Origin of the sequence: Vibrio sp. 10N.286.48.C11, from assembly GCF_041469805.1 — a bacterium.
In the GTDB taxonomy this organism is placed as follows: Bacteria; Pseudomonadota; Gammaproteobacteria; order Enterobacterales; family Vibrionaceae; genus Vibrio; species Vibrio crassostreae_C.
The window spans coordinates 1-26,870 of sequence record NZ_JBFRLK010000008.1 but is presented as its reverse complement, the minus strand read 5'-3'; the positions used below and the strand labels follow the sequence as shown (position 1 = coordinate 26,870).

Annotated in this window: 20 protein-coding genes and 1 pseudogene; 14 read left to right on the top strand and 7 right to left on the bottom strand. The window is 43.8% G+C overall.

The window, feature by feature from the left end:
- The first annotated feature begins 627 nt into the window (after positions 1-627).
- The 3 genes from AB4209_RS02825 (at position 628) to nspC (ending at position 6,180) form a co-directional block, all read left to right on the top strand.
- Positions 628-3,579: a pyridoxal phosphate-dependent class III aminotransferase gene (locus AB4209_RS02825; RefSeq protein ID WP_372054788.1), complete on the top strand. Its 2,952-nt coding sequence runs from the start codon at positions 628-630 to the stop codon at positions 3,577-3,579.
- A gap of 8 nt (positions 3,580-3,587) precedes the next feature.
- Entirely contained in the window at positions 3,588-4,841 is a 1,254-nt protein-coding gene (locus AB4209_RS02820; RefSeq protein ID WP_017061002.1) for a carboxynorspermidine synthase, read from the top strand.
- A gap of 199 nt (positions 4,842-5,040) precedes the next feature.
- Positions 5,041-6,180: a carboxynorspermidine decarboxylase gene (gene nspC / locus AB4209_RS02815; protein WP_017063550.1), complete on the top strand. Its 1,140-nt coding sequence runs from the start codon at positions 5,041-5,043 to the stop codon at positions 6,178-6,180.
- A gap of 73 nt (positions 6,181-6,253) precedes the next feature.
- Here the strand turns inward: nspC and AB4209_RS02810 are convergent, their stop codons facing one another.
- Together AB4209_RS02810 and AB4209_RS02805 are read right to left on the bottom strand one after the other, a co-directional pair.
- On the bottom strand, positions 6,254-6,766 hold the full coding sequence (locus tag AB4209_RS02810) for a glycine cleavage system protein R (RefSeq protein WP_017061000.1): 513 nt from the start codon (positions 6,764-6,766) through the stop codon (positions 6,254-6,256).
- A gap of 267 nt (positions 6,767-7,033) precedes the next feature.
- Complete coding sequence (locus AB4209_RS02805) at positions 7,034-7,942, bottom strand: DUF3943 domain-containing protein (RefSeq protein WP_017060999.1); 909 nt, start codon at positions 7,940-7,942, stop codon at positions 7,034-7,036.
- 210 nt (positions 7,943-8,152) lie between these two features.
- On the opposite strand from AB4209_RS02805, the gene AB4209_RS02800 reads away from it, so the two are divergent.
- Positions 8,153-9,391: a CinA family nicotinamide mononucleotide deamidase-related protein gene (locus tag AB4209_RS02800; protein WP_017060998.1), complete on the top strand. Its 1,239-nt coding sequence runs from the start codon at positions 8,153-8,155 to the stop codon at positions 9,389-9,391.
- 174 nt (positions 9,392-9,565) lie between these two features.
- Here AB4209_RS02800 and AB4209_RS02795 read toward each other — a convergent pair whose 3' ends face one another.
- From AB4209_RS02795 to AB4209_RS02785, 3 genes are read right to left on the bottom strand one after another with little or no spacing between them, the layout of a single operon-like run.
- Positions 9,566-10,411 (bottom strand): dimethyl sulfoxide reductase anchor subunit family protein, encoded by an 846-nt coding sequence (locus tag AB4209_RS02795; protein WP_372054786.1) that lies wholly within the window; start codon positions 10,409-10,411, stop codon positions 9,566-9,568.
- A gap of 1 nt (position 10,412) precedes the next feature.
- A complete protein-coding gene (locus tag AB4209_RS02790; RefSeq protein ID WP_004733360.1) occupies positions 10,413-11,033 on the bottom strand; it encodes a DMSO/selenate family reductase complex B subunit in 621 nt (206 codons plus the stop codon).
- 11 nt (positions 11,034-11,044) lie between these two features.
- Positions 11,045-13,483: a DmsA/YnfE/YnfF family dimethyl sulfoxide reductase gene (locus AB4209_RS02785; RefSeq protein WP_372054784.1), complete on the bottom strand. Its 2,439-nt coding sequence runs from the start codon at positions 13,481-13,483 to the stop codon at positions 11,045-11,047.
- Positions 13,484-13,681: 198 nt separating this feature from the next.
- Between AB4209_RS02785 and AB4209_RS02780 the strand changes: the two genes are divergently transcribed.
- Positions 13,682-14,248, top strand: coding sequence for a molecular chaperone (locus tag AB4209_RS02780; RefSeq protein WP_017060995.1), 567 nt, complete (start codon positions 13,682-13,684; stop codon positions 14,246-14,248).
- Positions 14,248-14,763 carry a ferredoxin-type protein NapF gene (gene napF / locus AB4209_RS02775; protein ID WP_017060994.1) on the top strand — a complete coding sequence of 172 codons (516 nt, stop codon included), beginning with the start codon at positions 14,248-14,250 and terminating at the stop codon, positions 14,761-14,763. The genes AB4209_RS02780 and napF overlap by 1 nt, the downstream gene beginning before the upstream one ends.
- 172 nt (positions 14,764-14,935) lie before the next feature.
- On the opposite strand, the gene yfaE is transcribed toward napF, so the two are convergent.
- Positions 14,936-15,214 (bottom strand): class I ribonucleotide reductase maintenance protein YfaE, encoded by a 279-nt coding sequence (gene yfaE / locus AB4209_RS02770; RefSeq protein ID WP_010438115.1) that lies wholly within the window; start codon positions 15,212-15,214, stop codon positions 14,936-14,938.
- A pseudogene (locus AB4209_RS02765) lies at positions 15,214-15,651 on the bottom strand (ribonucleotide-diphosphate reductase subunit beta); the annotation flags it as partial. The pseudogene AB4209_RS02765 and the gene yfaE, both read right to left, overlap by 1 nt.
- 137 nt (positions 15,652-15,788) lie before the next feature.
- On the opposite strand from AB4209_RS02765, the gene AB4209_RS02760 reads away from it, so the two are divergent.
- From AB4209_RS02760 to AB4209_RS02725, 8 genes are all read left to right on the top strand, one after another.
- A complete protein-coding gene (locus tag AB4209_RS02760) occupies positions 15,789-17,159 on the top strand; it encodes a tyrosine-type recombinase/integrase (protein WP_372054782.1) in 1,371 nt (456 codons plus the stop codon).
- A complete protein-coding gene (locus AB4209_RS02755) occupies positions 17,159-20,596 on the top strand; it encodes a VPA1269 family protein (protein ID WP_372054780.1) in 3,438 nt (1,145 codons plus the stop codon). The genes AB4209_RS02760 and AB4209_RS02755 overlap by 1 nt, the downstream gene beginning before the upstream one ends.
- Position 20,597: 1 nt before the next feature.
- Complete coding sequence (locus AB4209_RS02750) at positions 20,598-21,275, top strand: hypothetical protein (protein WP_372054778.1); 678 nt, start codon at positions 20,598-20,600, stop codon at positions 21,273-21,275.
- Between the two features lie 143 nt (positions 21,276-21,418).
- Positions 21,419-21,985, top strand: coding sequence for a recombinase family protein (locus tag AB4209_RS02745; RefSeq protein ID WP_372054776.1), 567 nt, complete (start codon positions 21,419-21,421; stop codon positions 21,983-21,985).
- A gap of 2 nt (positions 21,986-21,987) precedes the next feature.
- Positions 21,988-22,449, top strand: a complete 462-nt coding sequence (locus AB4209_RS02740; protein WP_372054774.1) for a hypothetical protein — start codon at positions 21,988-21,990, stop codon at positions 22,447-22,449.
- Positions 22,439-24,679: an AAA family ATPase gene (locus AB4209_RS02735; protein WP_372054773.1), complete on the top strand. Its 2,241-nt coding sequence runs from the start codon at positions 22,439-22,441 to the stop codon at positions 24,677-24,679. The genes AB4209_RS02740 and AB4209_RS02735 overlap by 11 nt, the downstream gene beginning before the upstream one ends.
- A 118-nt stretch (positions 24,680-24,797) precedes the next feature.
- Positions 24,798-26,318 carry a hypothetical protein gene (locus AB4209_RS02730; protein ID WP_372054771.1) on the top strand — a complete coding sequence of 507 codons (1,521 nt, stop codon included), beginning with the start codon at positions 24,798-24,800 and terminating at the stop codon, positions 26,316-26,318.
- A gap of 38 nt (positions 26,319-26,356) precedes the next feature.
- Positions 26,357-26,680 (top strand): hypothetical protein, encoded by a 324-nt coding sequence (locus AB4209_RS02725; protein ID WP_372054769.1) that lies wholly within the window; start codon positions 26,357-26,359, stop codon positions 26,678-26,680.
- Positions 26,681-26,870 lie beyond the last annotated feature (190 nt).

The window sequence follows — 26,870 nt, the reverse complement described above, 5'->3', positions numbered from 1 at the left end:
CCCACGTCGTCATCCTCGGGTATGAGGAACGAATGAACCGGGGATCTCTTTTCCAAACGATAGTGTGACGATATTTACAGCAATTGCTTAGCCACCGCTGCTATTTATCAAGCTATTACTAAAAACTATTGATCGTTCATTTCACTTTATGTTACTTTCCCGCGCAATCTCGGAATGAAAATGTTCAAGAAGAGCAACGATTGCTTCTGGGGGATACGCGTAGTGACCATTCTTGCTGATTGGGACATTACGTAGGGTAGGTATTGGCTAGTCCTTTAGCTGATAGACGGGATACTTATGGCGCAGTTCGTCATGTTAATGGGAAACCCAACATTGAACACACTAATTACAACATTGCTAATCAGCTCTGCATTTCCAAAGGGACCAGCTCCTCATAGCTGCCCGATCCTGCAAAAATGTCCAATTCTTCAAAACAGTAGCATTACTGAACCTTGAGCTCACGCTAACAATTTATCGCTGTCTTAAGACGGCTTAATTTCGTATTCGTCATTTGACTTATGCGAGCGTACAGCTATATCTCATTTCTAGACAATACGTGTACTTCACTATGAACTCTCTCCAAATTTAACGAGAGTTGGTGGGTAATTGCGTCTGATGGAGGTGAGTATGAACACATTCAAGGGGACTTTTATGACTACCGCCTTTGAAGTCGATATCAATATTATCGCAAATTCATTTTCAACTATGGTTCCTATCTTAGAGGGAACGTACGACCTAACACCTGACGCTATTTTGCTAGAGCAAGAACAGCATGAGTCGGATGTTCGCTCTTACCCAAGACGCCTGCCTATTGCTATTAAACGAGCATGTGGCGCTTTAGTTGAAGATACTCGTGGCCAACTCTTTCTCGATTGCTTAGCCGGTGCAGGTACACTTTCTCTGGGTTACAACCACCCTGAGATTAACCAAGCACTTAAAGACCAACTCGATTCTGGTTTGCCATACCAAACACTTGATATCACGACTCAAGCAAAAGAGACGTTTATCAAGCGAGTTAAAGCTTTTCTTCCTCAAGACTTTTCAAATAACTCGGTTCTTCAATTCTGTGGCCCATCTGGCGCTGACGCTGTGGAAGCGGCGATCAAGCTCGCCAAGCAAACCACAGGTCGCAACACCATGTTTGCTTTCCGTGGTGCTTACCATGGTATGACGAACGGCACCATGGGTATGATGGGTAACCTCGGCACTAAAGAGCGTCGTAGCGGCTTGATGTCTGATGTGCACTTCATGCCTTTCCCATACAACCTACGCTGCCCGTTTGGTATTGGTGGTGAAGCGGGTGCTAACGCGAGCATTCGTTACATCGAACGTATGTTGAATGATGACGAGTCTGGCATCATGAAACCGGCGGCGATGATCGTTGAGCCTGTGCAAGGTGAGGGCGGTGTGATTCCTGCTCCAGCATCTTGGTTACAAGGCCTACGTCGCATCTGTGATGAGCACGGCATCCTACTGATTTTTGATGAGATTCAGTGTGGTGTGGGCAAAACTGGCCATCGATTTGCGTTTGAAGAGTCTGGTGTTAATCCAGATATCTTATGTTTATCTAAAGCGATTGGTGGCGGACTGCCTATGTCGCTGCTTGTGTTCGATAAGAGCATCGATACATGGAAAGCGGGTGAGCACACCGGTACATTCCGTGGTAACCAATTAGCAATGGTGTCTGGCGCTAAGGCGTTGGAAATCATTGAACGAGATGGTTTGGTTGAGCACGCGAACATCGCAGGCCAATACTTACGTCATGGGCTTGAGAAAATTCAATCACGCGTTAGCTGTATTGCTGAAGTTCGCGGTAAAGGCTTGATGCTTGGCGCTGAGATCAAGCAACCAAATGGTGAGCTTAACAAGTTTGGCGAACCACAATCAGACGGCGAACTGACTCTTGCGATTCAACGTGCGGCGTTAGAACGCGGCTTGATGGTTGAAAAGGGTGGTCGTGATGGTTCGGTCATTCGTTTCCTTCCGCCAATGATTATCTCTTTTGAGCAGATTGACTTTGCATTGCGCGTCATGGAAGAAGCGATCATCGCAGCAGGTGGTGGTCTACAACAAGACCCAGCTTCAAGCGAGCAAGCAAACCAAGAATGGAACAAGCATTTTATCCAGACGGGTTTAGGCGGTAGCGACGAATTTGCTAGCGTGATGAACCAAACCACTCAAGCGATGAAAGCGGTTTTTGAACAGGTTGAAACCCCTTATTCGGGTTTAGATCCAAAAGTGCTAGAAGCAGCCATCAATGCTGTCGACCTTGACAACAATCAACACGCTTTGGTTGATGTTGTAGATAGCACTGCAGACCTTGTCGCTGCAAACTCCATCTTCGTGCAACACCCAGATTGTATTGCACACCTTCACACTCCGCCTCTTATGGCTTCGGTAGCAGCTGAATCGATTATCGCGGCGTTGAATCAATCAATGGATTCATGGGACCAAGCATCGGCTGCGACTTATGTTGAGCAGCGTGTGGTGGATTGGATGTGCGAAAAATACCAACTTGGCGCACAAGCTGACGGTGTTTTCACCAGCGGCGGCACGCAAAGTAACCTAATGGGTTTATTGCTTGCGAGAGACTGGGTTGCGGATAAGCACAATGGTTATTCTATCCAAAAGCTTGGCTTACCAGAATACGCGAGTAAGCTGCGTATCTTATGTTCAAAGAAATCGCACTTCACGGTTCAAAAGTCTGCCTCTCTACTAGGGCTAGGCGAAGCGGCAGTGTGCTGTGTTGACACCAATGCAAACGGCACTATCAAACCTGACTTGCTAGACACAGAAGTGAAAGCGCTTAAAGCACAAGGGTTGATTCCTTTTGCTGTTGTCGGTACGGCGGGTACGACCGATCACGGTGCTATTGATGACCTTGAAGCGATTGCTGACATCGCCAACCAACAAGATCTTTGGTTCCATGTCGACAGTGCTTACGGTGGCGCGCTTATCTTAAGTAGCCATAAAGCTCGCCTGAAAGGCATCGAGAAAGCGGATTCAGTGAGCGTTGATTTCCACAAGTTGTTCTTCCAAACAATCAGCTGTGGTGCTGTGTTGCTGAAAGACAAAGCGAACTTTAAGTTCCTACTGCATCACGCAGACTACTTGAATCGCGAGCACGATGAGCTGCCAAATCTTGTCGATAAGTCTATTGCGACCACCAAGCGTTTTGATGCATTGAAAGTCTTCATGACGATGCAAAGCGTTGGGCCAAAGCAGTTGGGTGATATGTACGATCATCTCCTAGAGCAGACGCTTCAAGTTGCAGACCTGATTCAGAAGCATGACGATTTTGAACTGCTTGCTGAGCCGTCACTGTCTACTGTGCTGTTCCGATCGGTGCCTCGCAATGGGCAATCAGCAAACGGTGAGCTAGATTTAGACAAACTGAATCAGACGTTAAGGCTGGAGGCGCTGACTCGTGGCATTGCTGTTCTTGGCGAAACGGTCGTTGATGGTAAAAGCGCGTTGAAATTTACTATCTTGAATCCGTGCTTAAAGACATCAGATTTCAAATCTCTAATTAACAAAATTCAAACTCTAGCCACTGAGCTAGCAGAACAACAAGGGTAATTAATACTATGGCTATTCTACAAATTGGTGCAGGCGGCGTTGGTTGGGTTGTTGCACACAAAGCAGCACAAAATAACGAAGTACTGGGTGATATCACAATCGCCTCTCGCACAATCGCGAAGTGTGAAAAAATCATCGAATCTATCAAGGGCAAAAACAACCTTAAAGATTCAACTAAGAAACTAGAAGCACGTTCAGTAGACGCTGATGATGTTGATGCGCTTGTTGCTTTGATTAAAGAAGTTCAGCCGGATCTAGTGATCAACGCTGGTCCTCCTTGGGTAAACATGGCAATCATGGAAGCATGTTACCAATCTAAAGTTTCTTATTTAGATACATCGGTAGCGGTTGACCTATGTTCTGAAGGTCAACAAGTACCACAAGCTTACGATTGGCAGTGGGGCTACCGTGAGAAGTTCGCTGAAGCAGGCATCACAGGTATTCTTGGTGCTGGTTTCGATCCAGGTGTGGTATCAATCTTTGCTGCATACGCGGTTAAGCACTTGTTCGATGAGATTGACTCAATTGATGTAATGGATGTGAATGCTGGTGACCACGGCAAGAAGTTTGCGACAAACTTTGACCCAGAAACCAACATGCTTGAGATCCAAGGCGATTCTTTCTACTGGGAAAATGAAGAGTGGAAACAAGTACCTTGTCACTCTCGTATGCTTGAGTTTGAATTCCCGAACTGTGGTTCTCACAAAGTTTACTCAATGGCGCACGATGAAGTTCGTTCAATGAAAGAGTTCATCCCAGCTAAGCGTATCGAATTTTGGATGGGCTTTGGTGATGCATACTTGAACTACTTCAACTGCATGCGTGATATCGGTCTTCTTAGCCCAGATCCGCTAACACTGCACGATGGTACTGTGGTTCAGCCTCTGCATGTTCTTAAAGCACTACTACCGGATCCAACATCTCTAGCTCCGGGTTACACTGGTTTAACGTGTATCGGTACTTGGGTTCAAGGTAAGAAAGATGGTAAAGAGCGTAGCGTATTCATCTATAATAACGCAGACCACGAAGTGGCTTACGAAGACGTAGAGCACCAAGCGATCTCTTACACAACTGGTGTTCCAGCGATTACCGCTGCACTTCAGTTCTTCCGTGGCGAATGGGCTGATAAAGGCGTGTTCAACATGGAACAGCTAAATCCAGATCCGTTCCTAGCAACTATGCCGGAAATTGGTCTAGATTGGCATGTTCAAGAGCTTGAAGCAGGCCAAGGTCTTCCAGTGATTCATGAGCTGAAAAAATAAGAACTGATTTCTTGTTTTGATTGCTAATTAAAGGGGACATGGATTGTTCCCTTTTCGATGATGATAGCCTTGAAGCTTTGGTATCATTTATTTTGATTTTGTAACTCACTGCGCTCGGACAGGACAAAATCAAAATAAATCACACCAAAATTGTTAATTTACCTTTCCATCTATAGATGCTGCTTGAGTGTTTACAAAAATGACGTTTAAGAAAGAAGAACTAAAAACCCCATATTTCATGATCAACGAAGACAAGTTGATTGCGAACTTAGAAAAAGCCAAGCAACTGAAAGAGATTTCAGGTGTGAAATTGGTACTTGCGCTTAAGTGCTTCTCGACTTGGGGCGTGTTTGACATCATCAAACCGTACCTAGACGGTACTACTAGTTCTGGGCCTTATGAAGTGAAATTAGGTCACGAAACTTTTGGCGGTGAAACTCATGCTTACAGTGTGGGCTACAGTGAAGATGACGTGAGAGAGGTTGCTGACATCTGCGACAAGATGATCTTCAACTCTCAAAGCCAACTTGCTGCTTACCGTCATATTGTTGAAGGTAAAGCTTCACTGGGTTTACGTTTAAATCCGGGCGTGAGCTACGCAGGGCAAGACTTGGCGAATCCAGCACGTCAATTCTCGCGTTTGGGCGTGCAAGCTGACCACATCAAACCAGAAATTTTCGATGAGATTAATGGTGTGATGTTCCACATGAACTGTGAGAACAAAGACGTCGATGCGTTTATCGGCCTGCTTGATTCAATCTCAGAACAGTTTGGTGAGCACTTAGATAAGTTGGACTGGGTGAGCATGGGCGGAGGTGTGTTCTTCACATGGCCTGGCTATGACATCGAAAAACTCGGTCTTGCGCTGAAAGCCTTCTCTGAAAAGCACGGTGTGCAGATGTATCTTGAGCCGGGTGAAGCGATCATCACTAAAACAACCGACCTAGTTGTGACAGTGGTCGATATTGTTGAGAACGTGAAGAAAACAGCGATTGTGGATTCAGCGACTGAGGCGCACCGCCTTGACACGCTTATCTACAATGAGCCCGCATCAGTATTGGAAGCATCAGAAACAGGCAGCCATGACTACGTGATTGGTTCGTGTTCATGTCTTGCGGGCGATCAGTTCTGCGAAGCGAGCTTTGATGAGCCACTTAAGATTGGTCAAAAGCTGCATCTGTTAGACAGCGCGGGTTACACAATGGTGAAATTGAACTGGTTCAATGGCCTTAAAATGCCTTCAATCTACTGTGAACGTAGCAGTGGTGAAGTTCAGAAGCTAAATGAATTCGGCTATGAAGACTTCAAACGCTCATTATCACAATGGTCAGTTAAGTAACTGAATCACAAGTTCAGAGCAATACAAAGAGCAGCTAATGAGCTGCTCTTTTTTGTTCTTTAATTTTGTTTATTTAGCTTTCAATCATCACACGAGTATCTTCACTGAGCGTTTCGAGTTCATTAACTACGTCGTCGATCTGTACTTCGATTGGCAGCTTAACGGCGATTTTTGATGTGAATAGACTTGAGCTAACACCGCCGCCACCAGCGATAAAGACGCGGTGACAATCCATATCGAGAATACTGATTCCTTGTCTATCCAATACATGAGTCACTTCGTTGACGATACCTGCTCGGTCGTTAGAGTCGAGTCTCAAGTGATGGACCGTGTCTTGAACATTGTGTGTATGATCGGAATCGACAAACTGCACGATGAGATCTGGATTGGCGCTGAACGCTTCTTTTACAATCGATTCGTTGATGGCTGGAAGTTGAACCTTTAGTACGCCTGCGACTTGGTCTTCAATAAAGTTCACTTTACTGATGAGCCATTTGCCGTCGTTTTCGTGAGTAACCGCAGCAAGCTGTTTGATTGTTGCTGGTGATGCTTTTCCTATAAAGTTTACGATAAATGTACTGTTCATATCAGCCCCCAAGGTTTCAATTATTCTTTGCTAATTAAATGTTTGATATCACGCGATAAAGTTCTTTAATTTCAGTGTAGAAGGTTACATCGAACAATGTTTGACCTAGGTCAATTTTTGAAACTAAGCTTCGATGCAAAAAAAGAGAATGAAGAGTAGGGCACAAAAAAAGCGGCTAGAGAGCCGCTTTTTAGAAGAGTTGTCACTGTGATTGATGATTCAGCAACTTATATTCAATAACTTATATTGAGTAGTACTAGAGACGAATTAGAACGTTACTTTGAAGTTCATACCAACAAACTGAGAGTCGTATGGTGCGCCAGCATCGTAAGCAAAACGTGCAGCGTCTTGGTTATCCCACCAAGGGTTAGTATTCAGGTTAACTTCTGCATCACCGCCCCATGCGTCACTTACCCAGTAGTGAATGTGTCCAACAGGGTTAAGGAAGAATAGCGACACATCACCCATGGTTTGAGAGCCCATCACTTCGCCACCTGAAGCAATGATATCCTGCTCTGCTTCTAGCATCATTTCACCGACAACCGCACCGAAGAAAGGTGTGATGAAGAGATCTTGCCATGAAGGTACTTCTGCAAACGCTTCTACGCCGTATTCCCAGAAGAACGTCGACATAGTCCAAGAGTATAAGAATGACTCAAACTCGTCGTAACCTGCGTGTCGAGCTGCGGTGTAGTAAACACCACCGAAATATGGGTGCATTACGTAGTTTAGGAAGTGTTCGTCACGGTCCCATGTTGGACCAGCAGAAACGTTATCTTTCCACTTTTTACCTAATGAGCTGATATCACGTTGGTCATCATCCCACTTAGTAATACTTTCAGGGAGCAGAGTCATTAGACCCACTGTCGCGACACTCAAGCCAAGAATGGTGTAGGTTTGACCCATTAGGTAATCCCAATCTTTCTCCTGACTCACCAACATGTGTTTTGGTTGTTGGATTGAGAAGTCGTACTCATCACTCGACTCGCTCAGTGCGTAATTGGTACTAGGCTTGTAGGTGTACAAGTTGTCATTAAAACAGTAATCTTGAGCACATTCATCCGAGTAAGAAAGGTTGATTGGCTGGTCGAAGTCGTATTGGCTTGCAACCGAGTTAACTGACATTAGCATTGAAAATGCGGCAGTAACCTTTGTTAGTAACGGTGATTTGGCCACAAGGGTCTCCATGAGAAAGTTTGGAATTGATCAGGATCACAATTATCTATTAAATGCCTGATTTAGGGAACTAATAATTTATAGCTTTTCCTAAGAAAACCTTAGGTTTAACATTATTAATATTAGTGAAAAGGCGAATTGCTCCAAATTCAACCATAGACCAGTTTGTAAATAATGCAGTGTCTTTTTATGACAACAAGGGATAGAAATATGACGAAAATCGCAATGTTAAGCACAGGTGAAGAAGTTCTTCATGGAGACATTGTAGATACAAACGCAGCTTGGATGTCTGCTGAGTTTTATCAGCATGGTTTTGCGCTTGCTAAGCGCTCAACTGTGGGTGATCAAATGAATGCTCTTGTTGAAGAACTGCTGATGCTGAGCTTTAACTATGATGTGGTTATCGTTAATGGTGGTTTAGGCCCGACAACCGATGATATGAGTGCTGTCGCCGCTGCAGCTGCTTCCGAGCAGAAACTCGTCATGTTCCCTGAATGGCTTGCTCGTATGGAAGAGATGTTCTCTGGACGTGGCATGCCAATGCCAGACAGCAACCTTAAACAAGCTTTGTTACCTGCGAGTTCAGAGATTGTCGATAACCCTGTGGGGACGGCTTGTGGCTTCAAACTGAAAATTAACGATGCGACTTTCTATTTCACGCCGGGTGTACCAAGTGAATTCAAGCGCATGGTGACGTTTGAGATTCTTCCTGACTTGTCGTGTACCTACCCTCAAGTGGTTGCCTCTGAATGCAGTCGACTGTTTACGTTTGGTTTGTCTGAGTCCGGTATCTCTGATGTTTTGGATCAACTAAAGCTGCCAGAAGGTTATGAACTTGGTTATCGCTCTTATCTGCCGTTCATTGAGGTCAAACTGTTTGGTCCTAAGGCAGACTTAGAAACTCGCGTTAAGCTTCTGCAGATGGTTTACAAGCTGCTAGAGAGTAATGTCGTTAGTGTTGATGAGCCGATGATTGACCATATTGGACACATCATGGCGGAAAAAAAGAAGACGTTATCTGTGTCTGAAGTGTCGACCAAAGGTTCACTGTCAGCGTGGCTGCAATTGAATGAGCAGATAGAAGATTGCTTCGGACACTCATGGGTGATGGCTGAGCCAAAAGAGAGCGAACTTGAAAAGAGCGATCCATTAGCCGCGACCTTTGCGCTGGCTGGAGCAACAAGAGATAAGTGCGGAACTGAATTGGCTTTGGTGACTGGTAAGCTGGAAGGCAACACATTCAGCGTTGCATTGTCGACTGAAGCAGGCGAGTGGGGGCAGGTACTTGAGTTTTATCGTCAGTACTCGCGTGAAGACCAACGCAACGTGATTAAGACCGTTGCCGCCGATATGCTGAGAAGGCATTTAGATAACAAACCGATGTTTGGTACTTATTCTTCGGTTAAGCGATTAAAAGACATGTTTATTCCAGCGGCTATCATTAAGTAGCTATGTAAGCTAACGATGTAAGCGAACTCGCTAAGTCTGTATTAAAAACGCTAGAAAAAACGAAATAAAAAGGCCCAACATCTAAATAGGTGTTGGGCCTTTTGTTTATCTAGCCTTCTAGATAACCAAACAAGCAGCGATGTTTACACGCAACTCATGTCTGTAATAACTCGATTACAAACCGCTTGTCATATGTAGGCTGTAGAACAAACCACGGCCGATTAACTCTGAAGCCAAGAACAATACTAGTGCTAAGCCAAGGTTAACTGGGTTCACTTTTGCTTTGTTCAGCATAGGTAGAATCCAAATCAACAAGCTTGCCATTAGCAGTGCCACTTGAAGAATCACATAGCTACCTAAACCATCGACTAACTCAGACGCTTTTGCCGCTGAAGTTTGGATGTCTCCGATTAGGTTCAGTTTTCCTACTGTCACAAGCAAGCTGATAGCAACAGCGATAACAGCCAACATGGTGATGTTACGGTCAACCGTAAAGCGGCTGTCGTTTGCGAATACAATCACGAACTGAGATAACAGCAAGCCACCCACAACCATCGTCATGATGAAGCTCAGTGGTGTGTAGATGTTGTCCCACGTCGGTACTGTGTTGATCATGTATACGTTGATCATCGCGTACATGAAGATAACACCCAGTACCATCGCGCCAACCATCAGTGCTTTCTGGATAGCAACGCCACCTTTCTTGACTAACGACAGTAACCATTGCAGGCCACCGACAGCGAAGAATGCCGCACCGAAGAACACTTCGTTAGACAACCAAGCCGAACCTAGCTGATTAAAAGCGTTAAACGCGCGCAGTGGAGAGCCAAGGTGCGTTGTCGAGAACATGAAGCCAAGACCCATCAGTACCCATAGGATAAACATTGGAACCTTGTAGCTGTTCAGCTTCTCTTCGTCATGACCAAGTACCAGTGCACGTGCGCCAATCAGTAAGTAACCACCAACCGCAGTTTGCGCCAGCACCGTAAAGAAGATTAAAGACCACTCATGAAAAATCATCTTACACCTCCTTCGGGTTTGCTAGGTGACCGCTGGTATCGCCAGTCGGCTTCGCGTTTTTGTTCAGCTTAATCACGATGTTTGGTAGCGTTTCTGTTGAAGATGGCAGTGGAGCCACATCCGCACCAGAGCCGTACTTCTCGCGAAGTGTATTGATTTCACCAAACTCCAATGCACGAAGTGGGCAAGACTCAACACAGATAGGCTGTTTGCCTTCAGAAACACGTTGGTAACAACCATCGCATTTCGTCATATGACCTTTCTTAGCATTGTATTGTGGTGCGCCGTAAGGACACGCATTGCTACAGTGCTGACAACCAATACATACACTCTCATCAACCACAACCAAACCGTCTTCATCACGTTTGTGCATCGCGCCCGAAGGACACACTTTCACACACGCTGGGTTAGTACAGTGGTTACAAGCGATAGAAAGGTAGTAAGAAAAGACATCTTTCTGAACCCAAGTATCGCCATCTTGAGTGAAGCCACCACCTGCGTATTCGTATACGCGACGGTAGTTCGTTTTGATATCTAGATCGTTATAATCTTTACAAGCAAGCTGACAGGTTTTACAACCCGTGCATTTACTTGAATCAATGTAAAAGCCGTATTGTTTCATTCCAACCTACCTTATGCTTTGTTTAGCGTTTTGATTTGAACTAGGTTTGTATGCTGAGGGTTACCCTTAGCAAGTGGGCTCGGGCGCTGAGTCGTCAGCACGTTAATAGAGCCTGCATGGTCGATCTTCTGACCATCTGGTGCGTACCATGCACCTTCGCCTAGTGCGACAACTCGAGGAAGAATCCTAGGTGTCACTTTCGCTGGAATGTGTACTTCGCCACGGTCGTTGAAAATACTGACCATGTCGCCATTTTTAATACCGCGCTCTTGAGCATCAATCGGGTTGATCCACAACTCTTGCGGTGCTGCTGCTTTGATTTCAGCAACGTTGCCGTAAGTCGAGTGAGTACGAGCCTTATAGTGGAAACCGGTTAGCTGAAGTGGGTACTTCTCTGCTAGTGGATCGTTATGACCTTCAAAAGAGTCCGCGTAAATCGGAAGTGGGTGAATCACTTCGTCTTCTTTCAGCTTCCAAGTCTTCGCGATATCAGCCAGTTGCTCTGAGTAGATCTCGATCTTGCCACTTGGCGTGGTCAGTGGGTTCGCTTCTGGATCTTTACGGAAGTCTTCGTAAGCAATGTAGTGGTGGTCGTAGCTACGTTTGTAGATACCCAGCTCTTTCATCTCTTCGAAGGTTGGCAGTGTTGGATCGTTCTTACGAGTTTCTGCGTAAAGGTGCTCAATCCATTGCTCTTGAGTACGGCCTTCGGTGAACTCTTTTTCTACGCCCATTCGTTTCGCAAGCTGAGTACACATCTCGTAGATAGATTTTGCTTCAAACTGAGGCTCAATCGCTTTCTGCGCGTAGATGAAGTAAGGCATGTTCGCCGCTTTACCGTCCATACACCAGTCGTCTTGCTCAGACGTTGTTAAGTCTGGCAGGATGATATCGGCGTACTTCGCTGAAGACGTCATATGGTTATCAACCACGACAATCATTTCACACGCACTTTCATCTTGAAGAATCGCGTGAGTCTTGTTGATGTCTGAGTGTTGGTTAATGATGCAGTTACCTGCGTAGTTCCAGATCATCTTGATTGGGTTCTTAAGGCGCTCTGCACCGCGAACACCATCAGTGATGTCGGTCATTTCATGGTGACGGTAAATCGCGTCTGTCCACATGAACATTGAAATAGACGTTTCAACTGGGTTTGGCACGGTAGGGAAGCGCACAAATGGAATGTTGATGTCGCTTTCACGAGCGCCTGTTGAACCGCCTGATACGCCCACAGAACCAGTGAGCAGTGACAGCATCGCGATTGCACGACACGCTAGTTCACCGTTCGCAGTGCGTTGTAAGCCCCAACCTTGGTGAATCGCACATGGTTTCGCTGTGCCCATTTCACGGCCAAGCTTAACGATGGTGTCAACTGGAATACCCGTGATCTTAGAAGCCCATTCTGGTGTCTTCTCTACGCCATCTTCACCTAAACCTAGGATGTAAGATTTGTAGTCGCTGTTTTTAGGCGCTGATGCAGGAAGGGTCTTCTCATCGTAACCGACACAGTATTTGTCTAGGAACGGTTGGTCGACAAGGTCTTCAGTGATCATCACGTGTGCAAGACCCGCTACCAATGCCGCATCTGTAGAAGGACGAATTGGGATCCATTGATCTTCACGGCCACCGGCAGTATCGGTGTAGCGAGGGTCGATGATGATCGTTCTTGCGTTTGATTTGTTTTTGCTTTCAACGTAGTGGTGGATCTGGCCGCCACCAGACATACGCGTCTCAGCAGGGTTGTTACCAAACTGAATGTTAAGTTTAGTGTTCTCTAAATCAGAGAAAGAGTTGTTGTTTGCCCAACCGCCGTAGGTGTAGCTCAAGCCTTTCGTGATTTGCGCTGTTGAGTAGTCACCGTAATGGTTTAAGTAACCACCACTTAGGTTCATTAGACGAGCAATCAGCGTTTGAGCTGGTGGCCAAGATTTAGTAACCGTGCCGCCCAGCGTACCTGTACCGTAGTTTAGGTAGATAGTGTCGTTACCGTAGTCTTTGATAAGGCGTTGCATGGTGCCAGCGACTTCATCATAAGCCTCTTCCCAGCTAATACGCTTAAACTTACCTTCACCACGTTTACCCACACGTTTCATTGGGTACTTTAGGCGATCTGGGTTATAAACACGGCGGCGCATCGAGCGACCACGTAGACACGCACGAACTTGGTGATGACCGTATTCGTCAGTGCCTGTGTTGTCTGTTTCTACGTATTTGATTTCACCGTTTTGTACATGCATACGCAGTGGGCAGCGAGAGCCACAGTTTACTGTACATGCACTCCATACGATTTTCTCATCCACATTTTCAGCAACTGCAGCCGCTACTGGTTTGGATTTGAAAGGTAATGCAATACCGCCCGCAAGTGCAGCTGCACTACCTACTGCAGAGGAAGCTTTCATGAAGCCTCTTCGAGTAAGATTCATTACCCCAGATTCTTTCTTATTCGTCATTCTAAGATGCCTTTTGCTATTGATAGCTAGCACTTTATAGGTAGTTTGTTCTTTATGTATTTATTTCGAATTATTGATTGATTGGCATCAAATAAGTGTGGAATTTAAAGTTTATGAATTGAATGTATAAAATAGATCAAAGAATGAAATGAGTTAATTAATATAATTATCTTTAAACCTATAACGGTATAAATAATAATGATTATCGATACGCATAAATTGTTGGGTTCGCTATTTTATCAAGCGACAAGTAAAGAACAGTTAATCACCATTGTCGAAGCTTTGGTTGAGAGCGAAGTACTCTCTGAAGAATGCTTGCAGGCATTAAGAAGCGAAGACGAAGATGCGCTCGCAGCAGAGTTCAGCCGCCTGTTTGAAGGCGTTGGAGACATGCCAGCTCCGCCTTGGGGTTCTGTGTACCTAGATAAAGACCGCGTTGTGTTTGGTGCTTCTACGGTTGAGTATCGCCAGTTTTTAGAATTGAATCAGATTGAATTAGACACTGGGTTAAGAGAGCCGGAAGATCAATTTGGTTTAATGTTATTCGCTCATGCGTATTTGTTAGAAAATAATAATATTAATTCAGCCGGTGAATTACTTGAGGGTCACTTATTAACTTGGTCTTCTGTTTATTTAGAAAAACTAAATAAAGCATCAGAGTTATCTTTTTATAAAAAGCTATCGGTTGATGTAATAGATTGGTTTAAGTACTTAATATCTGAATATAATTTAAACGTTGCTACTAAAAAGTTATATATCGACTAATGTCTGAACAAATAAATTCAAATAGACGCGGTTTCTTAACTCGACTTTCTAAACCGGTTAAAGCAGCCGCGAATTATGAAGAGATATCACAGCGCTTGCATGCAAGACCGCCAAGAGCGGTCGATGAGGTGCTGTTTGAGCGTCTTTGCGACGGTTGTGGATTGTGTGAACAATCGTGTCCAAATAGCGTTATTGAGATGCTAGAGGGCAGTGCGCTGCTGAATTTGGATTACAACAGTTGTTCTATGTGTAACAAATGCACTGAAGTGTGTCCGACCGGCGCACTTCATCCAACGGTCACGCCTTATATCGACCTCAAGCCGAGCTTTGCGGATAGCTGCAATAATTACATGCAAATGGACTGTTCAGCATGCCAAACGGCGTGTTCAGCTGGTGCAATACACATCGAAGTAGGAGAGTTGCCTACAGTGGACAAAGATAAGTGTAACGGCTGTGGAGAGTGCCGAAGCGCTTGTTATATTGGCTCTGTGACTCTTAACCTGACTCAGCAATAAACGTTTGGCTTTGTATGACACAAGCCAACAGGAAGATTTGGTTGAGTGATAGACGAGTCGCTTTAGATACCTAAAGACATAAATAGAAAAGGGTCCGCATTCCTAAAGGAAGCGGACCCTTTTTTGATTCTTATTGACGATATTCGAACAAAGTGACCTAAAGCCAGCTGGCTTATGCGCGTTTTTGCTTGTTTCTATGAATAACGTTACTCAGCGATAGCTCAGTCTTTGCTTTACAGATACAAGGCAATATCTCATTACCTTGCGTGTAAGCCATAGCAAAACCAACGTACTCGACCTCACCAGAATCCAACGTGCAGCGGCAAGCGCCACAGTGACCATCTCGGCAGTTGTATTCTGGCTCTAACCCAGCTTGTTCCATTGTTTCCAACAGAGTGTTTGAAGGGTTAGATTCAATTGAAGTCAGTTTGTTGATTTTGATTGTTGGCATTACAGCTCAAATCCTTCAAAGTCGTCAGCTTTTACTTCGTTGTCGATTTGGCCAACTAGGTAAGAACTGATTTCTGCTTCTTGTGGAGCAACTTGAACGTTATCTGAAGACAACCAAGCGTTGATCCATGGAATTGGGTTCGACGTTGCTGCTGGGTAAGCCGTACCTAGGCCAACAGCCTGCATACGGATGTTGGTAATGTACTCAACGTATTGGCAAAGAATGTCTTTGTTCAGACCAATCATAGAGCCATCTTTGAATAGGTATTCTGCCCACTCTTTCTCTTGCTCAGCCGCTTCTTTGAATAGGTCGAAACACTCTTGCTTACACTCTTCAGCGATCTGCATGAATTCAAAATCATCTTGACCATTGCGTAGCAAGTTGATCATGTGCTGTGTACCAGTAAGGTGAAGGGCTTCATCACGAGCGATTAGCTTATATGTGTACAAAACAAAACTCACAGAAATAACATAACTCACCCCTTTATTGTTTGCATACTTATTTAAGATAGATTAGTGTGAATAATTATAAGTACACAACAATACTAACATAAGTCTGAGGGGATAGGGCTGAAATGCGCAGAGGCGAGCAGTTATACTACAAAAGGTACATCAAGGTTAAAGAGCACCGTGGGAAGTTATTCCCAGTATTTTTTATGTTTGATGGAACCCTGTCGCATGAATTGATGTTGTTTTATGATTTCGAGTACAAGCTGGATCGTGGGCAAGATGATGGGATGACAGCGACCACTGTAGCTGAACTGTATTTTTACTCAAAGAATGTTGAACATAGTGATAGATACGACACTCATCCACATTTATTAGTTCTCGACTATGCGTACTCGCGTCAGCATGATAGCGAGCTGTGGGGGAGATTACTGACACACAAGCAGGTTGTGAGGCGCATCAAATCCCTGACATTGCTTGAGCAGGCTATGAAGGCGACATTTGGCATAAACGTTGTCAGCTCGGTAGATTTGTTCGAAAAAGGTGTTCGCACTAGCGCATTTCGAGATAATAATGACTATTTACTTAGTCACTTGAAGGGTGCTGCCTCTAAAGCCAGAAATAACGAAGCACGGACTACATCATCATTTAACGTTGAGAACAGAAGTGGTGGTCGTGCTCAGCTATACAAGAGTTTTCCCGCTGAACGCATAATTGAGCTAATCAACGCAGAGAAAGACCCGAATCAAAAAGTGGGCTACCTGTTACAAGCTGGAGCAGCATTTCGTGCCTCAGAGCTATTTCATTTGTTGCAAAATGATATTGGCTTCAATTCGTCTGGCGGTAGGGTCATATTTCCCAAGCCAAACAGGGAAACACTAAGTGACGATCTGAAGGGGGTAATCCTTCGTGAAGAACATTTTGAATACTACGACAAGGTCAACCCGAAGCTAGACTATGGTCAGACGGACTCTGAGATTAAAAAAAATTGGTTCCTAAACAATATCAGTGAGCGCAGTGCGCTGCCCCGCAGTCACCTGCTATGGGCTGGATACAAAGGAATTGATCCTCAAAATGAAACAACAGATGTCGGTAGTAGCATCGAGTTTACCCACAGTGCTATCGAAACACTGACACTAGAAATCATAGAAAACGAAATAATACCTCAAAAGCGCGTGAGAAATCATCCGTTCCTGCTCTGCGACAAAGACGGGTATCCTCTGTGTAAACAGACGTATGAACGCCGATTTAAGCGTTTCATTAAAAAGAATTTCGCCCTCCAGTTGGGACCACACAGCTTACGTCACCATGCGGGATGCTACATGGCAAATAACCTAGAGATGCCAATTGAAAGTGCGAGAATGATGATGCGGCATGTGCAAACTAGTAGCACGCAGGTTTACTACAACTTAGATAGTGTGACCATTAGGAATAATCTGACTAAAAATGATTTTAAAAATGCCTATAAAGATCTTGATTATAATGAGCTTAGAAAATAATGATTGTAGTTAATGAAAAAGACGCAACATCAGTAAATACTGAAAATGGCTACATGTCGGAAAGAGAAGTGTATTACAACTCTTCAATGGACGAGGCGGTTATGATCAGAACCCCATCGATCGAAGAGTTCCTAGCTGAAATTGATACAGATTATGCTCTACAAAATGACCCTGATGTAAACCCATGCCTAAAAGCCAAGAGGGATGGTTTTGTTCACCCCTCATTGCTAAATTTGCGTGAGCTGGGTGCTGAAAGTACACAGCAGTTGCTGCAATTCGCCATTGACCTCGCAGCAGAAGCGAAACAGGAATCGACAAAGATAGGATACGATTTAAGACAGATCAGTAAGCTAATACAAAAAGGAGCTATTTCTGGACGTATAGAGGATTTCAAAGATCGGAAACTATATAAACTGTTGTGCATTTTGAGACCAAAATTTAGGTTCAAGAACAATGAATTCGATTTTGGTGATGAAATAAGTATTGATAATGCCATTCAGAGGAAACATTTTAACACCAAACAGCAGAGTACATTATTTAACTCTCAATTATTCCATATTGTTTCAATGTTTAAAGACCTCATTACCTACAGTGTCGCCAAACGTATCATAATCATACCTGCATACTCATTGGGCGAGTATATGTGCCGAAGCCCCTACCACACATTGAAAATGCTCTCTAATGCTGTCATTTTTGAAGAGAGCACATTGGCAATAGACTCTTTTTTCGAGATGGATTACCGTGGTCAAAATGAACATACGAGTTCAGCGAGGAAGTTTAAAGAGAAAGCAGTAGCACAGCTATTTTCAGCATCTGTGGTCGAATCACTCGCTGATGTACCCTACAAAATGTTGACTGACATCAACCAAACTAGGTTCGGGGATAAAGGCTATAACTCTACCTCTGGCTCGTTCACCAAGCCGTTAGCCACACTCATTGAGCAACTGGAGAGGCAAGACTCTTGGACTAGTGAAAGTAATTATAGGTCATTTGATAAATCTCTAGTTAGGGTTCAGAGCGCTATCCGTAAGCAGAATCATGACTTAGAAAGAAGTAATGCCTCACTAGGTTATGCAGTAGGTAAAATCGATGAGCCTTTGAGACTGAGATTGTCGAAGCTATGTGAAAACTTGAGCGGAGAAAATATTAAAAGAGCAGGATTATTTGTTGACTATTTGACCTACCTAGAAGAACAAGGGAAGAGCGTACAAAACCTAAATGAACTGTCCCATCGCCACTTTCATGACTCATTGAATTTGCTGGATGTGAAATCCTTCTTTGATTTTTTTTGCGAAAGACAGGGAAGCAACGCATACGCGACAAGAGTTGCAAATTGGCAATCTATCAGATCTCTGTATGAAAGCATGATTCGTGAAGAGGAAGCTATTTACCTGAGAGCGTTTGACCGAAATATGCCTAACGCTAGAGTTATGTTTGGAGGTAGAGGATCAAACTCAGGGGCAGGTGTTACGGTGCGTGCATCGATGTCGTCCTTACTGCACGAAATGTGCATCGAACTACTTACTGCTGATAACTACGCCTTTGCTCGTGAACACAGCAGCCACCACTACACCGTAGCGTCACAGTATAATTATGAAACAAAAGAATGGGACAAAGATATCTTCCATCCGAATGTAGCACATGCATTGCACCTACTCTTAATCTTTCCTGCTAGGACGCACCAAATATTATGGTCTGATGAGGGGCTGATGGATGAACTGACATATGACCATGACAAGAAAGAGTTTGTTGAAAATACGCACCCTATGCGCAACAAGGCATTTATTACTAAATATGAAGTTGGTACGCATGCGGAGTTGTTTAAGTCTCAAGGGTTTGTCGTCCCAGATGGAACAAATCAGGGAGAAATTTGCCTACATTTCAACACCAATAAAACTAAACTAATTACTCTGCAAAAAGAGGGCAAAACAGGCTATCTTGTTCCATGGATGAAGGAGTCTGGAATTGGGCATCTAGACGATGTTTTAAAAGTGGTGAATCTGCAAAAAGAGTTCAATCGGAAATATTCGCCACGTGACCTAGTGCCAGTTAATCCCATGGATCGGCACAGTGGTACATACGGACGAGATGTTTACGATCTACTACCTATGGGGACACCGCTATTTCGAGATTTAAGAAATCCAACTATTTCGAACTTTAACCCTGAAAAAACGGGACTTTATCTACCTGTTAGTAATGCAAGTGTTCGAAAATTATTCATTAAATTGTTAGATGCAGTAGATAAAGAATACGCCGCTCGGTTTGGTGCAACAAAGAGTTGTGTTAGAGATAGAAACGGAGAGCATATTTATGACCTGCATGGCTTGCGGGTCTTCGGCATTACTGACCTCCTGAAAAAAGGGGTTGAGCCTAGTGTTGTTCAGATGCTTGTTGGTCACGCGACTGAGATAATGACGATGTACTACAAAAAGCTCTCTAATGAGGAGTTTAGGAAAGTAGTATTAGAAGCTAGAAAAAACGCAGGACAGGCTCCCCAAAATATTAGGGAGTATATTGAGAACCATGCTGATGATGAACTCATTGCCCTATTCGACTTGCTTCCAGAATGGAACGAACACGGTCATCTGCGACCTGACTTTAGCCTAGGCGGCAGACCTACGAGAATGAAGGGAGGCATTTGTTCGCAATTTGATTGCAAATCAGGGGGCATTGAAATTAATGTCATCAACTCTAAAGCTGAGGAGGTGAAGATAACACCTATTAAGGCTGGGGCGATGACTTGTGGTAACTGCCGTTATTGGCGCAGCGCCCCTGAATTGATAGCCGACCAAATTTATTACATAAATCTGCTAGCCGTAGAAATTCATGAATTAGCACTGGAGCGAATTCGCTTGATGGATAAGTCGCAGGATGTGTTTAATGACGAGGCAGTTAGCGAAGAAGCAGCCAGATTAGCCTCAGAGAGTTTCCTTGCCAAAGCTGATGAGACTACTGAAAAGTCAATTTATAAAATTGTTGAGCGAATGAATCGAAAGCAGATGTTTAACGAATGTGTTAATAGGCTGAGTGAGAAAATAGGTATGCAGCTTCCTACAATCTCTGGCAATGATAGTGAAGTTCGCTTAGACCTCAGTGAATCTGAAAAGTGTATGGAGTTGTTAATTCAAGCAACTGCTCAAGGTATAGATCAAGAAGACTCAATAAGTATGCGAAAAGTTCAGCGCTTTTTAGCTCAGTTGTATTCAGCCACTAATAACGAGAATCCTTTCTTATTTATGCCAAGCGATGAGGTAAAACAACTCGCTGTGGTTAGCAAAATGTATGAAGCACAAACACTGCTGGGTGGAGTTGATGATATGTCTTTTGAAGACCCTCGACTACTAATAGACACAATAGAAAGTGAGCAGCTTCAGTTATTACAAAAAACGCTGAGAGAGGACACTGCGCTTCTCCTAGCTCCGACAATAAAAGAATAATATGATGAAAAGTAAAACTAGAGACTACGCTGCACAGATAGCCACAAGAGATCACCTTATTTCTCAATCAAAACATGCAGGTGAAAAAGCAAACATTCAAAATGTTTTTGACGCTTTAGTTAAGCTGTCCTCAGAAAACGTAGCAATCAAAAAGGTAAAAGTCGCAGAGTACATCAAAAATAATCTTGGCGGTAAACCCTCTGAGGGAACCCTAAACAATGACCCTAAAGGCATATATAGACAACTGTTTGAGTCCTTTGAGAAGGTTGATCTAGAGCAAGTCAGCGTTCCTACTTCAGCAAAAACGAAATCAAACGAGGAGCTTATTGCTGATAACGATGCACTACGCAAAAGTTTGTTGCGAGCAACTAGAAAGATTGAAGTTCTTGAGAATGTTATTACCAAGAATTTCGAAGACCTGAGCGCTAAAGGTGAAGAGTTTTCTACAAGAAAATACCTATTAGAGAGTAATGCTGATGATTCATCACTTAAACAGGCTCTCGTTTCACCTCCAACAGAAGATGAAGCCACGCTGAAAGCTTTTGCAAAAATGTATGATCACTTCGCCAAGCAAGGGCTTGTTAAAACATCTGGCAATCTGTTGGTTGATGCAGATACTGGTATGGTGATTCTTATACAGAGTGAAGTCGAGCTTCTCATGCGCTATACCAAAAAGTAATTGCACATAAAGGTATACTTTCTGAACACAATGAAGCAGCGCCTACAGGCGCTGTTTTTGCATGTCCAAAAAGGTTGATTTCTCTTTATTGACACGGTGTTCAAAAAGGTTAATATTGTTATTGAACACAAGGAGGGATACTTATGAGTCATCGCGTTGGTTACATACGCGTATCGTCAGCAGAGCAGAATACAGATAGGCAGTTAGCTGATATGCGGCTGGATAAGGTCTTTGTCGAAAAGATAGGTGGCGGTTCTACTGCGAACAGAGTTGTTTTACGGGAGTGCATGGATTATTTGCGCGAGGGCGATGTCCTCTTTGTACATTCCATCGATAGACTGGCGCGTAACCTATTAGATTTGCAGAACATCATCGAAACACTAAGTAGCAAGGGCGTGCGAATTGAATTTGTGTCAGAGAACCTAGTGTTTTATAAGGATGCCGAACCAATGAATATGCTAACACTCCAGTTATTGGGTGCATTTGCTGAATTTGAGCGAAAGCTAATAAGAATGCGGCAGAAAGAGGGAATGCTGGCTGCCAAGGCAAGGGGCAAGCACATTGGTAGAGCAACAATTATCAATGATGATCTATTGCAGCAAGTTCGGTTACGAATAAGCAAAGGGGTGAATAAATCTCAGATCGCCAAAGAGCTTCATATATCGAGGACAACGCTTTACAAGGTGATGGATAAACTAAAGGATGGTTAGGCTTGAAGCTAAGTAACTTAGAAAAATTTCAAATGTGGTCGGAACGTGCTCTTGAGCAAGATATCAAACAGCTTGTAAACCGTAACGGTGACAAGCTAGTAAGAAAAGACCTCTGTCAAGAAATAGGTATTGGTTTAACCTCATTCAAAATTGGTTCGGAAGCAAATACCAAAAACATCCAAGCGTTAGAAGCCTTTGAAGACGAGTTAAGGAAGCAAGGGGTTCTCAAGGAGCTAAAACCTAAATCAGAGGCAGAAAATAGCAACACTGCTTCAGTGAACAAGCTGGAAATCAGCGATGGAAACAACAGTGAAATCCAAAGAATTTTGAGTGAAAAAAAGGCTGTGGAGAATGCGCTTCAGAAAATGACCAAGCGATATCTAGAAGAGAAGGCTAAGACCAGAAAACTCGAAGAGCTTGCCGCTATAGTTGCTGAATTAGGGTTGCTGAGTAATGAGAACTGATTTGTTGAGAGGCAGAATTAGAGTAACGAGTGTTGCTAAATACTCTGATGAAGAAACAATTTTCCATGGAATGAGCGTCAAGCGTGATAATGAGCATTTCAATCAGAACGGGATTTCTTACGTTACTGTTCGATGCACTGCCAATATGTGCAATGTAGAGCCTGTCAAGGGGCAGGTCTGGACAGTTTTGGGTAGGTGGGAAGATCGTAGGAAGGAAGGGCGTAGAACAAATTATTATTGTGATATGCCACGGGAACTTGGAATGGTAATACCTGAGGGAGATGAGGAATTTAAGCACTTTATCGCCCAAGACAGCAAGTTTGTGGGTATCGGGATAGCTACAGCAGCAAAGCTATTCACAGAGCATGATGGTGCAATTCTTGATGCACTTTCAACGGGCAGACTGGTTGATGTGCTAGAGCTAGAAAAGCAAAATACCAATCCAACGCTTAAGCCCCACCACTACCAAGCACTATATGACGGCTACCGCCAGTACGACAATCTTAAGTATGCTAGATGGTTTGTAGAGATGCGCATCCCGCCATCAGTGCAGCAACGACTTTTCAAGTTTCATGGTGTCGAGGCTGTTGAACAAATAAAAAGCGACCCCTACATTCTGCAAAGCTTTGGTTTACCTTTCTCTAAGGTGGACACATTGGCTAGAGATACCTTTGGTGTTAAACCTACCGACAAAAGACGATATCGAGCAGTCGTTAGTAAAGTTTTGAATGAGCACTGCGCCAAAGGTGGTCATACATCCATATCGCTTGAGTTACTGGTCAGCAAGGTCAAAGATCTTCTAGTATTCCAAACTCTTGAATCTGAGTCCCACAGGGACTCTGGAGTGATGGTTGGGATTGAGACAGAGGTTGTTAATGCAATTGTCTCAAGCAAGGCAGCATTTGACTGCCACTACGAAGAGAAAACAGATACTGTACATCCAGTGCCTTTGTACATCATGGAGTCTGTAGTTGCCAAAAGGTTCACTAACCTATTAAGTGGTGAGGTTGCATGGAGTGAACTCCATACTGTTGCCGTATCTGACGCTGCAAGTGAGAATCCCTTTGCGCTATCAGAAAGGCAATATCAAGGTGTGATTACCTCAGTAGAATGCAATCTATCTCTTCTTACAGGTGGCGCGGGAACAGGGAAAACGACAGTACTTAGAACAATCGCGAAAGCTTACCATAAGCTCGGTTACGACATTCACGCGATGGCTTTGTCTGGTCGGGCGGCGAAGCGCCTAAATGAATCTATTGGTTTTGAAACATCGACAATTGCAAGATTCATCAAAGAGAAGATTAAGGATGTTCAAGATAAGTCAGTAGTCATTATTGATGAAAGCTCCATGGTGGATATTTACGAAATGTACCGACTGATAATTGGTTTGTCGCCTGACGTAAGAATTATTTTAGTTGGAGACCCTGCACAGCTCCCTCCAATCAATGCAGGTCTAGTACTATCCGAACTATTGAAACTGGATTTTGTTCCAAAAACGGAATTAGATATCGTTCATCGTCAGAGTGGCAGTACAGGTATTCCTGAATACTCTAAGTTGGTTCGAGAGTATAAGTTACCGCCATCTCTTAGCTATAAGCGCATTATTCATCACGAAACGCTACCTAAGGCGTCAGCTCTCAGGGATAAGTGTGTGGAATTAATGGAAAAGTACAATGGGGTCGCACAAGTCCTGTGTCCTACAAACTCGTTAGCTAAAGCAGTTAATAAAGAATGCCAAGCCAATCTCAACTCTGAGGGTGCAAGGGTGTTAATGCAATTTAGTGATGAGGTTAGTGATACGGGATTTAGAGTTGGAGACCCCGTAATATTTACCAAGAATGACTATAAGCTTGATGTCCGTAATGGAACCCTTGCCAGAATAGTGTCACTCAGCAAAGAGGAAGGTTCATCAATAGATGTTCTGCTCGATGATGGACGCACTATTGGTCTGAAAGAAATTAAAGACCTGCAACTAGGATACGCTATAACCCTTCACAAAAGCCAAGGGAGTCAATTTGAGCGCATTATTGTTGCTGTTGCAAGTATGCCTATGGTAGACAACGCATGGTTTTATACGGGCGTTACGAGGGCGACTAGCTATGTACATTTAGTTGGGGCTAAAAAATGTATTATCCGCTCTATTTACCAGAAGGCATCCACACTGAAGCGCAATGTATACCTATCTCAGTTGATGAAAGATGGGTACGAAGGTAGCAAGTTAACTGCTTAAAATTTAGAGCGCACGGTTTTTTGTATAACTCGCTAGCGAAGCGAGTTATATGAAAAATGCGCAAATTAGGTAATGCTAAATGGAAGTGCGGCCACCGTATACTTAAAAGGAGCGATTAATGGATTTATTTGGTAGTACAGGCTGGACGCTGGATAAGTGCTTAAAAGAGGCAGAAAGATACTTTAATAAGGGGCAGTTTCAAGAGCAGTCACCTGTTGCATTTATTGAAGCGAAAAAACAAGGCTTCATGGGAGAAATAGAGGCTTATTATGCTCAGTTATCCGCACCAGAGGTTACGGATGAAACTACTTATGAAGAAATAAGCAAAGTCGCTGCAACGACTAAATCTGCTGCTGAATTCAGGCGTATTGCCCCTGCGTTTTACAATTATGCTACGGACAATAACCATATCCCTACGTTATCTAGGAAGTTTTGGCAAAAAGCACCTTTTAAAACACTAGTGTCCAAAGCACGAAGTCAATTTAATTCCTACATTGCATGGCGAGAAGCAAACCCTGAGACATATAAAGACCTTTTAAAAAAGGGTCATTGCTCAAAATTTGTCCGATTGTTTTATCCAAACTTGGATTATACAAAAGTCCTGATGGACTCAACACGGTACAGTTCGCGAGAAGAGTGGATGGCTGGTTCGCCAGACTACTTCGAGTGGGCGAAGGCTAATGGGCTTTGCCAGCGAATACATGCTGGCAGAATATTCTTCCGCTCAAAAGTGCTGCCAGTAGGTTTCAATAATGATTTATTCACTATAAGCACGCTTGTATGTCAGGCACACTCTGTCAGGATTAATGAGTGCTCGAAAGTTATTGTTGCGAATCCAAGGGATCATAAGAGGAACTGGACAAAAGAGCGTGCAGCACAAGAAGCTCTGAAACATACGGTAAGGTATAAATTTCGAAAGGCGGCTTGGAGTGCTTATCAATTTATCGTAGATAATGGGCTTTATGATGAGTTGTGCTCGCACTTCGTTGAGAATACACCGAAGGGGTACTGGACTGAAGGCAGGGTTCGACTAGAAGCATCAAAATGCATAAGTGCAGAAGACTTTTACAAGTACTCATCGAGAGCATATCACGCTGCTAACCGCTTGGGGATTCTGGCATCTATTACTCAAGCCATGACGAAGAAACGCAGTGAGCCTTACACCTTGGAGTCAGCTAAAGAGCTTGCAGAAAATTACAAGACTATGCGAGAGATTCGAGCAAATGCTTCAGGCTTACATAATTGGTTGGTTCGTTATCCTGATAAAAAAGCGATTGATACATTGCTTGCGGAGGCAGGTGTAGAGCGTGGTACGCCTAAAGGTACTCTAACTAAGGAGTATTGTGTATCTATCGCGCAAGACTATACAGACTATTGTCAATTTAGAGATAGCGCCAATAGCGTTTACGTCAAGTGTGCCAAAGAAGGTTGGCTAGAAGAGGCTACATCCCATATGCTGCGTGCTCGATTTCCTAGAGGCTACTGGACAGAGGAGCGCTGTTGGGAATATTTCGCAGGCTATGATGGCGAAATAGAGAAGTTAAAGAAAGACTTTTCGGGTTGCGCCACTGCAATTCGTAGATTCGGACTGCTAGAGGAATTTAGGGAAAGACTTGATGCTGTTCAAGCATTGAGTTGATTTTATTTATCGTTGCTAAAAATGAAAGAGGTATACAAATGGAATTAGTCGTAGCATCTTCAAGTCATGGAAATTGCACAATCAGGTTAACAGATTCCTTTTTGTTGCTAGATGTGCAGTACGAGCAGGACGCCTTCTTGGTGAACCTGTTTGATGGTAAATCGCACCAGTTTTTGGTTCGCTATCTTGAATGCTCTCCTGTTGAAGCTTGGTATATCAACGGTGACGAAAAATACCAAGTAGATGTTGACGTAATTGACTTTATCGAGCGGAACGAGTTTGCTTTTTCGAAGGAGAATGTTGGGGGCGGCGGTTTGGTAATTACAGTAAGTAATGCCATCATCGAAAGTTTGTCTGCATAACACCCAGACTGTGTCGGAGTGAAAAAGCGCTCCAGTTTGACTAAACTGGGGCGCTAGTATTTTATTAGCGTGGATAATTTAGTTGTATCGACTCATACACGATCTGATCTCTTTGAAGGTGAAGCGTGACCTAGTCGTACAGGGCTGCTCCTTGTGTTCGCCAAAATCGCTTCTGGACAAAAGCTTGCTA

Coding starts and splice junctions, on each gene's coding strand:
- AB4209_RS02825 (WP_372054788.1), top strand. CDS start 628: ATGAACACATTCAAGGGGACTTTTATGACTACCGCCTTTGAAGTCGAT.
- AB4209_RS02820 (WP_017061002.1), top strand. CDS start 3,588: ATGGCTATTCTACAAATTGGTGCAGGCGGCGTTGGTTGGGTTGTTGCA.
- nspC (WP_017063550.1), top strand. CDS start 5,041: ATGACGTTTAAGAAAGAAGAACTAAAAACCCCATATTTCATGATCAAC.
- AB4209_RS02810 (WP_017061000.1), bottom strand. CDS start 6,766: ATGAACAGTACATTTATCGTAAACTTTATAGGAAAAGCATCACCAGCA.
- AB4209_RS02800 (WP_017060998.1), top strand. CDS start 8,153: ATGACGAAAATCGCAATGTTAAGCACAGGTGAAGAAGTTCTTCATGGA.
- AB4209_RS02795 (WP_372054786.1), bottom strand. CDS start 10,411: ATGATTTTTCATGAGTGGTCTTTAATCTTCTTTACGGTGCTGGCGCAA.
- AB4209_RS02790 (WP_004733360.1), bottom strand. CDS start 11,033: ATGAAACAATACGGCTTTTACATTGATTCAAGTAAATGCACGGGTTGT.
- AB4209_RS02785 (WP_372054784.1), bottom strand. CDS start 13,483: ATGACGAATAAGAAAGAATCTGGGGTAATGAATCTTACTCGAAGAGGC.
- AB4209_RS02780 (WP_017060995.1), top strand. CDS start 13,682: ATGATTATCGATACGCATAAATTGTTGGGTTCGCTATTTTATCAAGCG.
- napF (WP_017060994.1), top strand. CDS start 14,248: ATGTCTGAACAAATAAATTCAAATAGACGCGGTTTCTTAACTCGACTT.
- yfaE (WP_010438115.1), bottom strand. CDS start 15,214: ATGCCAACAATCAAAATCAACAAACTGACTTCAATTGAATCTAACCCT.
- AB4209_RS02760 (WP_372054782.1), top strand. CDS start 15,789: ATGCGCAGAGGCGAGCAGTTATACTACAAAAGGTACATCAAGGTTAAA.
- AB4209_RS02755 (WP_372054780.1), top strand. CDS start 17,159: ATGATTGTAGTTAATGAAAAAGACGCAACATCAGTAAATACTGAAAAT.
- AB4209_RS02750 (WP_372054778.1), top strand. CDS start 20,598: ATGATGAAAAGTAAAACTAGAGACTACGCTGCACAGATAGCCACAAGA.
- AB4209_RS02745 (WP_372054776.1), top strand. CDS start 21,419: ATGAGTCATCGCGTTGGTTACATACGCGTATCGTCAGCAGAGCAGAAT.
- AB4209_RS02735 (WP_372054773.1), top strand. CDS start 22,439: ATGAGAACTGATTTGTTGAGAGGCAGAATTAGAGTAACGAGTGTTGCT.
- AB4209_RS02730 (WP_372054771.1), top strand. CDS start 24,798: ATGGATTTATTTGGTAGTACAGGCTGGACGCTGGATAAGTGCTTAAAA.
- AB4209_RS02725 (WP_372054769.1), top strand. CDS start 26,357: ATGGAATTAGTCGTAGCATCTTCAAGTCATGGAAATTGCACAATCAGG.